The 8,120-nt window shown below is 66.7% G+C and carries 8 protein-coding genes and 3 pseudogenes; 3 read left to right on the top strand and 8 right to left on the bottom strand.

All coding sequences use genetic code 11. The features are described 5' to 3' along the window. Positions 1-338: 338 nt before the first annotated feature. The 4 genes and pseudogenes from ACFU5K_RS30435 to ACFU5K_RS30420 form a co-directional block, all read right to left on the bottom strand. Positions 339-620 (bottom strand): hypothetical protein, encoded by a 282-nt coding sequence (locus ACFU5K_RS30435; RefSeq protein WP_384067524.1) that lies wholly within the window; start codon positions 618-620, stop codon positions 339-341. A gap of 149 nt (positions 621-769) precedes the next feature. Beyond that, on the bottom strand, positions 770-958 hold the full coding sequence (locus tag ACFU5K_RS30430; protein WP_384067527.1) for a winged helix-turn-helix domain-containing protein: 189 nt from the start codon (positions 956-958) through the stop codon (positions 770-772). Positions 959-1,043: 85 nt separating this feature from the next. Further along, positions 1,044-1,235, bottom strand: a pseudogene (locus tag ACFU5K_RS30425) (helix-turn-helix domain-containing protein); the annotation flags it as partial. A 144-nt stretch (positions 1,236-1,379) separates the two neighbouring features. Then, positions 1,380-1,874 (bottom strand): hypothetical protein, encoded by a 495-nt coding sequence (locus ACFU5K_RS30420; protein WP_384067521.1) that lies wholly within the window; start codon positions 1,872-1,874, stop codon positions 1,380-1,382. A gap of 541 nt (positions 1,875-2,415) precedes the next feature. Here ACFU5K_RS30420 and ACFU5K_RS30415 point away from each other — a divergent pair. Beyond that, positions 2,416-2,526, top strand: a pseudogene (locus ACFU5K_RS30415) (type I-E CRISPR-associated protein Cas7/Cse4/CasC); the annotation flags it as partial. Between the two features lie 317 nt (positions 2,527-2,843). Here ACFU5K_RS30415 and ACFU5K_RS30410 read toward each other — a convergent pair. Together ACFU5K_RS30410 and ACFU5K_RS30405 are read right to left on the bottom strand one after the other, a co-directional pair. After that, positions 2,844-4,118: a plasmid partitioning protein gene (locus tag ACFU5K_RS30410; RefSeq protein ID WP_384067518.1), complete on the bottom strand. Its 1,275-nt coding sequence runs from the start codon at positions 4,116-4,118 to the stop codon at positions 2,844-2,846. Continuing rightward, on the bottom strand, positions 4,115-5,272 hold the full coding sequence (locus tag ACFU5K_RS30405; protein WP_384067515.1) for a ParA family protein: 1,158 nt from the start codon (positions 5,270-5,272) through the stop codon (positions 4,115-4,117). Before ACFU5K_RS30405 ends, ACFU5K_RS30410 begins: the two co-directional genes overlap by 4 nt. Positions 5,273-5,761: 489 nt before the next feature. Between ACFU5K_RS30405 and ACFU5K_RS30400 the strand changes: the two genes are divergently transcribed. Then, a complete protein-coding gene (locus ACFU5K_RS30400; protein WP_384067512.1) occupies positions 5,762-6,331 on the top strand; it encodes a GNAT family N-acetyltransferase in 570 nt (189 codons plus the stop codon). A gap of 230 nt (positions 6,332-6,561) precedes the next feature. On the opposite strand, the gene ACFU5K_RS30395 is transcribed toward ACFU5K_RS30400, so the two are convergent. Together ACFU5K_RS30395 and ACFU5K_RS30390 are read right to left on the bottom strand one after the other, a co-directional pair. Next, entirely contained in the window at positions 6,562-6,933 is a 372-nt protein-coding gene (locus tag ACFU5K_RS30395) for a fic family toxin-antitoxin system, toxin component (RefSeq protein ID WP_384067509.1), read from the bottom strand. Between the two features lie 2 nt (positions 6,934-6,935). Then, positions 6,936-7,196, bottom strand: coding sequence for a hypothetical protein (locus ACFU5K_RS30390; protein WP_384067506.1), 261 nt, complete (start codon positions 7,194-7,196; stop codon positions 6,936-6,938). Between the two features lie 202 nt (positions 7,197-7,398). Between ACFU5K_RS30390 and ACFU5K_RS30385 the strand changes: the two are divergent. Next, a pseudogene (locus ACFU5K_RS30385) lies at positions 7,399-7,947 on the top strand (hypothetical protein); the annotation flags it as partial. Between the last annotated feature and the right edge of the window lie 173 nt (positions 7,948-8,120).

The following is an 8,120-nucleotide window of genomic DNA, read 5'->3' as shown; positions in this document are numbered from 1 at the left end:
ACCATCGTCAGGGGTCCCGTCGTGCGTCCAGACCCTCCCACCAGCACAAATCACCCCTTGACAGCCCCGCCGATCAGCAAACTTCGCGGTCTTGCGTCTTGGCCCCTCGTCGCGCCGCGTTGTGAAGAGCCGAGGCCGTGGCCTCGGGCGTTCGCAGAGAGTTCTTTCGCCCGCCGTCGCTGCAGCAAAAGGCGACGCCCTCGGGCGTGGCGCGGCGTGCCCTCGCCGGCACTACCAAGCTCCCACCGTCACACAATGTGTCACCGCCGCGGCCCCAAGGGAGGAGAGCCGCTGGACCGCCACACCTGGACGCATACAAGTGGCCTGCCTGCAGCGGATTAAGCGGCTTTGATGAAGATCGCTGCTGATCCTTTGATGTGTGCGCGTTGACGGTTCAGGGCTTGGTCGACTGCGGTGCCGATCGCGTCGGCAGTGGTGTAGACGCGCTCGGGGTAGTCCTCGTACTTCGCCGAGCGCCACACTCGCTCGATGCCATTCAGTTCGGGACTGCGGGGTGGGAGGTAGAAGCGTCCGACGCCGATGGCGGCCAGTTCCTCCCGGCGTCCCTTGAAGACCCGGGCCACGTGCGCGGAGCCCAGTACGACAGTGCACGGCCGCATGCGAGAGAAGCCCGCAGGCGGCTCCTCCAGCGCGGCTGCACCGCCAGGCAGGCCGGCCAGTTACGTGCACACGAACTCCAACAGCACGGCCGCCGCGGTCTTCCTGCAGGTCGGAGCGAACCCGCTCTCGTCGAGGAAACACAGGTCCCTCACGCCCGCATGCGGGCCCAGCCGTAAAGCCGTAACTCCTCCAGCTCGGCCCGGGCGGCCTGCTGGAGGACGGGGTCGGCATTGTGCCGCAGCGTGTCCCTGGTCCGTTTCCACCGGAACCCGTCCCGGTGCAGCAACTCCGTCAGCCACGCCGCCGAGACCCGAGCCCCCGCTCGGCTGCCAGTCAGTCACACAACGCGGCGGCAGTCCACGTCCGGCCCTGACGAGCGGACTCGTCCAGCAGAGCGCGGCCACCGCTTCGCGGTCGTCACAGGTGATCGAAGCCGGACGGCCCGATCGAGGGGCGTCCGCCAGCGCGTCGAACCCCCCAGCCATGAACCGGTGGACCGCACCCCGCACGGTGACGTCGTTACATTCGAGCAGGTCAGGAACCTCGGGGACGGTCAGACCACGCCCCGTCAGCCGTATGCACTCCAGACGCAGCTTGGTACGCCGCGAGATCACGTGCCCGCAGCCGCTCGCGCACCTGACGTCCCTGATCAGACGTCAACTCCACACGCAGGATCTTTGGCTTGAGGCAGCCCCTCCCTGCCCCGTCCCAAACCCGAACGGCAGCCGCACAGCACCGAGACCGCTCAGTGCCCTCGGTCAAGGCATTTCGAGTTCGGGCAAGGAGAGGAAGCCGGTGACTGCCTGCACCGTTCGTTCCTCATTGTCATCTCTCCCAAGATCTGCCGTCGGCCCGATCAGATTCGCCGCAATGAGGACGGGCAGCAACAGATCAGGTTCCTCGCCTACTCGGTCGTATAGGTTCTCGAAGCTGAATCCTGTGATCAGGCTCCCGTCGCGGTAGTACTCGAACCAGGGGCCGTGGGCCTTCGCCCAGCATGGCTCGGTCACGAAGACGGCGAGTTCGCCACCGTCAGGGCACAGCCGCCCGTAGTGGGCAAGGTCGTAGTCGCCGCTGTCCCAACTGAGCATGTCGTGCATCATCAGGCCCCAGTCGGTTCCCTTGCCGTACGCGAGTGGCATTCGCCGCTGACCGAGGACTCCTCGCACGAGCGCGTCCAGAGGCAAACCTCGGAAGAAGACGACGTTGGTCTCCTCGTGGTGCGGGAGCGCCCGGTGTATCCAATGCATCATGCCGTGCACCGTAGAGGAACCCACTGACACAGCCCTGCGGCCGTCCGCCGTCGTCGAAACAACGACCAGCTAGGCAATGGCCGGGCACAAGACAGTTCCACCGGTCGTCAGCCTGGGCGGCCAAGGATCACTACTCGTCTTCACCGAAACCGCTTCACGAAGGCTCCGCTCCCAACGATGGCGCTGACTCGGATCCATCCAGTGAGGACGCAGTTGGGTACTGCCTTCTGCCACTCCCCCGCGATCCCCCGCGACTTGCACGGACATCGCCATCCCCTCGGACAACTACACGATCTCCAGAGCGCGCGCCGCTGCGCAAAGAGTTCTGGGAGGGGCATTTCTGGCGAAAGTCTCAAAAGTCGAGCCACATAACGGGCCTTCTGACGGCCGAACGTGACATGCCTGGTGTGACCGGACCAAGCATGGGACCGCAGGCCACCAGCGAGGCGTACAGGCGGTTTTGCTCTCCGCTACGCCACAGGATGCGGCCGGGAGGAGACGTGCCGGTGGGCAGCAGCGCCGGGACGGGGGGACATGGCGGCTGCGTCGCACCTTCCTGGAGGTACATGCCCTACCGACCGTCCCGCCCAGCAACCTCAACCGCGATGACACCGGCGTCCCGAAGACCGCGGTGTATAGGGGAGTGCCTCGCCCGGTGCACGCGAAGGCTCCTACTTCGGCAGGGGCGTGCTCGTGCTCGTCGCGCGTGTTGTCCGCGGACAACACACATCGATCAGGGCCTGCCTCCTGGCCTGCACTGCGTGCAGCGGCGAGTTACCGGTCCCCCGTCGACGTACGAAACAGCCTGCTCCGGGATGGAGCGGTGCTCCGTCTACCGCGTTATCAAAGTCGACCCCGCCGACCGGGATGAGCATGGTTACTACGTTGACGCGAGCATTCCGAGCAGCCGGGTCCCGAAACGGGTGCGCGCCGGGGTCAGCCGGCCCCGGCGCGCACCAACGAGTGCCCCTACACGTATGCGTGGAGTTCCTTGATCAGCTGCGTCAACTGCTCGGGGGGCAGCCCGGACGCGAGCGTTCGCGCCTGTTCCTCGACGGATGCGCCGAGCTGGCGCACCAGGAGCAAGCTGCGCTCATCCCCCGGTTCAGCCGTCCCGCTCCCCCGGTCGTCCGCCTCGGCCGGAGCCATGGCCGTGCCGGTTGTGTTGTCCGCGGACAACAGAGGAGCGGGGACGGTCGCGGCTGATGTTGCCGTCGCGTGCGAACCGGCGACCTCCGTGTTGTCCGCGGACAACATCGCCGTGTTGTCCGCGGACAACACGCGCTCTTCACCGTGAGCGGGATTCGCAGGAGACGCTGCCCGAGCCGGAGAAGGCTGACCCGTCTTCTTTTCGGGCAGTTTGTTGTCCGCGGACAACACGGAATCCGCCGCAGGGGAGTGGCGACCCACCGATTCCGTGTCTCCGACCGGTACGGGGGACGGTGCGTCGGCCGTCTGCCTGGCCCGCTGCAGGAGAAGCTTCTCCTCCTCGCGCGCGCGGACCTCCAGATCCCGGGTCTCCTTGAGGTGGGCCAGCAGCCCGGCCCCGTCGAGCCCAGGCTCTTCCTTCAGCCGCCGTGCCAGCAGACGGCCGTCACGCTCGGGGAGAGAACCGGAGCTGAGCATCGCCTGCAGCTCAGCGGGGAGTTCAAGGAGAGCGAGCTGGTTGGTGACCCAGGAACGGTCACGCCCCAGCCGCTTGGCCGCCCGCGTGCGGGCGCCCTTCTCCGACTCCTCACTGCACACCCGCACGAGCTCAAGGACGCCGCGCGCACGCTCTACGACATCGAAGTCCTCTCGCTCAAGGTTTTCCTTGAGCAGGTGGTCGACGAACTCCTCGCGGGAGGCCGCCAGGTCGTCGCGTACGACGAAGTCCAAAGACTCCAGGCCCACATGGACTGCGCTGCGGAAACGCCGCTCGCCATTGACCAGTACGTGGGCCGAGCCACCGATCTGCGCCTCGTGCTCGGGCCAGAGCCTCAGGTACGCGGAACGGGACACGGCGACGCACGCGGCGAGCTGGGCGATGCGCAGCTCCTCACCGAACCGGGTGAGGTCCTCCTCCGAACCGAAGTTGCGACGAGGGTTGAGAGGCGTCGGCGCGACATCTTCCAAGGGAAGGCGCCGCAGCTCGTACGACGGAACGTCGCCCTGCACTATGGCCTTCGCCCGGCCCCGGGCGCTGCGGCCGCGTGGCACGCCCCCGAAGGACGAGCCCGTGCCGAGGCGGTCGGCGACACTCATGACATGGCCTTCCGAGCAATGGCGCGCATGACCTCGGACTGCTCGCACTCCGGGGCGTAGGACAGCAGGGGTTGCTTGAGACGGACGGACTCGCGCTGTTCCTTGAGCTCGGGCATGACACCGACGACCGGCGGGTCGCCGATCTCCTTCCAGCTGTGCAGCGACGACGTGGCGATGTAACCCTTGCGGCTGTCATACATGTTGACGATGAAGCCGAGCATCGAGATCTCGACCTCCATGTCGGCGCACAGGTCCTGGATCTGGTCGTAGAGCATGTCGTACGCGTCGGCCGACGAGTCCTCTGCGAGCACCGGGATGAAGATGCCGGACAGGCCCGGCTTCTCGTCCTCGCGTGTACGGCAGTAGTACAGGGCCGTGTCCATGGTGTAGCCGAGGCTGGGCGGGCAGTCGACCACGATGTAGTCGAACTCCTTCTCCAGCGGCTCCAGAGCCTTCTCGAGTGCGGTCTCCTTGATACGCACGAAGCGGCTGGTTGCGAGCTTGGCGTCGAGCAGGAACGCGTCCTTGCAGGCCGGCAGCATGAACAACCGCCCGCTGAAGACGCCGTCCTCTATCGGGACGAGCAGTTCACGAAGGTCGCCCTTCGCCTCGCCCAGCATGTGCTTGGCCAGGCTGGGGGACTCGATGTCGAACAGGTCGTATCCGAGCTGTTTGGTGAGATGGCCCTGGGGGTCGAAGTCGATGAGCAGGACGCGATTGCCTGCCTCGGCCAGGGCCTGTGCGACACCGGAGGACGTAGCGGTCTTGCCGACCCCGCCCTTCTGGTTGCCGAAGATGAGCCGACGGGCCCAGCTGGGCCGCGTCGCGGGCCGGCGGGGGGAGAGGTGCGTGTCGAGCCACAGTCGGATTGCCTGGGCGATGCCCTGGTTGAAGGGGATGCCGCGTCGCTTGCAGTCGTCCTTGAACTCCCCGTACAGCCCGTTGGGGAGATAGGTGGAGAACGAACTGCCCCCCGTGGTGTCCACGGGAGCGCGCTCGGCGTCATCTGCACGCCATGCCTGTACGCCTTCGGTCACGGCATCCTTGATATCGACGCCGAACTCGGCTGCCCTGACCTTGAGTTCCTGCCGCAAGGCCGCCGGCAACTTGGCGACTACCTTTTCCCTGTCATCGGGGGAGTATGGGACGGTCATACGGTTACCTTACTCACCTAGATGGGTGCTGTGATGCAGGCGGGGTCGATATTTCGCGGCGTGTCACCCGGATGGGGGGGAGATGCTTGAGGTGGGCCGTTTGGAGGCGATGGGTGAATTGGGGGTTTGGGAGGCAATGTCGGTTTCGGTGAAAGTGCATCAATACTGGCCTGGTCGCCCCGATAGAACGGCAGGTCAGCGAGACCTGCTCCCTGCGCACGCGGGGACGGTCCCGACGGCCCCGACGTCGCCCACCGCTCCCCCAGCTGCTCCCCGCGCACGCGGGGATGGTCCCTGCCCACGATCAGCGATGCCCGCCGTGCCCGCCTGCTCCCCGCCCACGCGCAGCACTCGAGAGCGAGCCGAGGAGCAAGCCGCAGCCGACTTGACTGGCAGGGTGTTCGTTTCTGACCAGGTGGCAGGCCTTCGAACCGGCGGCTCTTGTTACGGTCTCTCGAACCGATGGGCCGGTTGCGAGTGGAGCTGGGCTTGTTTCCTGAGACGGTTTTGCACAGCGGACGACTGGTCCTCCGCGCGTTCGACACCAGCGACATTCCGGCCACACGCGCAAGCTGCGCGGACCCCCTTACTCAGCGATGGCTTCCGCTGCCCCAGCCCTACACGCTGGAAGACGCCACAGCCTGGTGCACAGCAACGGCGCGCGCGATGCGAGAGAGCGGCGACGGCATCCAATTCGCCGTCACCGACTCCGGCACTGGGTGCCTGATGGGCCAAGTCGGCTTGAAGAGGACGGACTGGCGGGCGCTGGTGAGCGAAGTTGGCTACTGGGTTTCTCCCTGGGCGCGCGGTCACGGCATTGCCGCCGAAGCAACCCGCACCCTGGCGCGCTGGCTCCTGACCAACCAGCACTTCCAACGGCTGGAACTACGAGCTGCCGCCGAGAACACCGCGTCGCAGGCAGTAGCCCTCAAGGCCGGCTTCCATCGCGAAGGCACCCTGCGAAGCGCCGGCTTCGTGAACGGGGCTCGAGTTGACCTGGTTCTGTTCTCCCTCTTGCCCGGCGACCTCAAGCCGACTGGTGCCACGGGGCACGGCTAACGGTCCCCTGGGGGAGGCCACCGCCGCGGCCGAGCGGAGATGCCTCGCTCCAGCCAGAGGCGGAGTCCGTGTTGTCCGCGGACAACATTGCGCCGGTCTCTCGATCCCGTCCGTGTTGTCCGCGGACAACATCGCGCCGGTCTCTCGATCCCGCCCCTGTTGTCCGCGGACAACATCGCGCCGGTTCTCAATCCCATCCGTGTTGTCCGCGGACAACACCGGGCCGGTTCTCAATCCCGCCAGGTTCGCAGGAGCATCGCGATGCGCGCGGCTGAGCACCGCGGGTCGTACAGCTCGTGCGCCAGAGCCGACAGCTGTTCCCGTGTCGGTGCCACAGGGACGCCACTGGCTTCGAGGTACATCACAGCTACGGCGCAGGCCACGCTCAAGTTGGACTGCTCCAACCAGCGCAACCGTCCCAGGGTGTGCACCAGGGCCGCAGCTCTGGCGAAGGTGCCCTGGTAGACGGGGGTCTCCAGCAGCTCGGCGCGGTGGCGGGCGACGGCGGCGAGGGGGACTCCCAGGTCTTCAGGGGCGGGGTCCTGGTGTCCGGCACGTTCGGCCACCTCGAGGATCCAGGAAAGATCTACATGCAGGGCCATGCTCACGCAGCTGCACCCCGGGTGGAAGCGGGGGAGTGCTGGGCGTCGAGATCCTTCTCGAGGGCGTTGAGGAAGGAGCCGTGCTCATCCAGGAGGCGCTGCGCACTGGTCATCCCGGCTGCCCTGGCGCCGGATGTGTCCTCTGCGATCAGTCGCTCGACGTACCGGTTGAAGTCGAGGCCACGAGCTGCCGCAGCGTCCTTTCCTGCGGCGAGCACTCCGGGCTCGAGTCGGAGCTGAGTCTGCCTTTTCTGAGATGTCATACCAGCAAAGGTAGCAGGGTGGTAGCAATAGATGAAGGGTGAGTCTCCTGCAGGGCTACGTGCAGTGAACCCGGGCGAGCCTTCGCCTCTCTGCGCTGCCGTCGGTTGTCCGGCCCCGTCCCGTTGGACGGCGTGGTCATGGGCGGGACAGTCACGTCGGCCCGCCTGCCGGGGCACCTGAACTGGGCGTTAGCCTCGCCGAATGATTCCTGGGCAGCCTCCGAAGGCCATCACCCGTCATCGCGACGGGCGGATCCATTGCTATCTGATCGACTCCGGCGTCTTCGGGAAGCTGGAGCCCGCTGCGGTGTTCCAGCCGCTGGCCGGCGACGAGGTGGTCGAGTCGGTTGTCCGGCCAGATCTGCAGCGCGTCGTGTACACCACGTTGAACGGGGTCGTCTGCCTCACGCGCTCCGGTGACCCGGTGTGGACGTCGGCCTTCGAGCCGCGCTCCGACACCCCCTACGGCCACCGGCCGGGCTGCGCACTGTCCCTGGACGGCCGGACGGTGTGGGTCTACCGGCCGGACGCGATGGCGGGCCGCGGGGGCGGGGACCAGTGGGTTGTGTACGACGCCGACAACGGAGCGGTCGTCAGCCGTCGGGAGCTGGAAACGGTCGGACATGGCGCCATCCACCACGTGCACCCCGTGGACGGCAGCATCTACCTCAACGTCGGTGAGGGGCAGGACGGCTCCGTCATTGTCAGGGGCACGATCGGGGCCCACGGCAAGCCGGAGTTCGTGACCTACCGTTCCTAATCAGTGAGCAGGAGTGAGCCTTGGACCCACTGCCCGGCACTGCGCGCATCCCGAACGGTTTTGGATGCACTGGTCCCCCGCGTTCCCTGGTTGGTCCCCGTTCGGCGACGTGCATCGTGTGCACGCTCCGTGACGGGTGGGCGGGTTTCGTCATGCCCTCGGGC

Origin of the sequence: Streptomyces sp. NPDC057428 (genome assembly GCF_042803195.1) — a bacterium.
Classification (GTDB): domain Bacteria; phylum Actinomycetota; class Actinomycetes; order Streptomycetales; family Streptomycetaceae; genus Streptomyces.
Note: the sequence above shows the minus strand (reverse complement) of the source record. Positions and strands in the feature narration are given on the sequence as shown.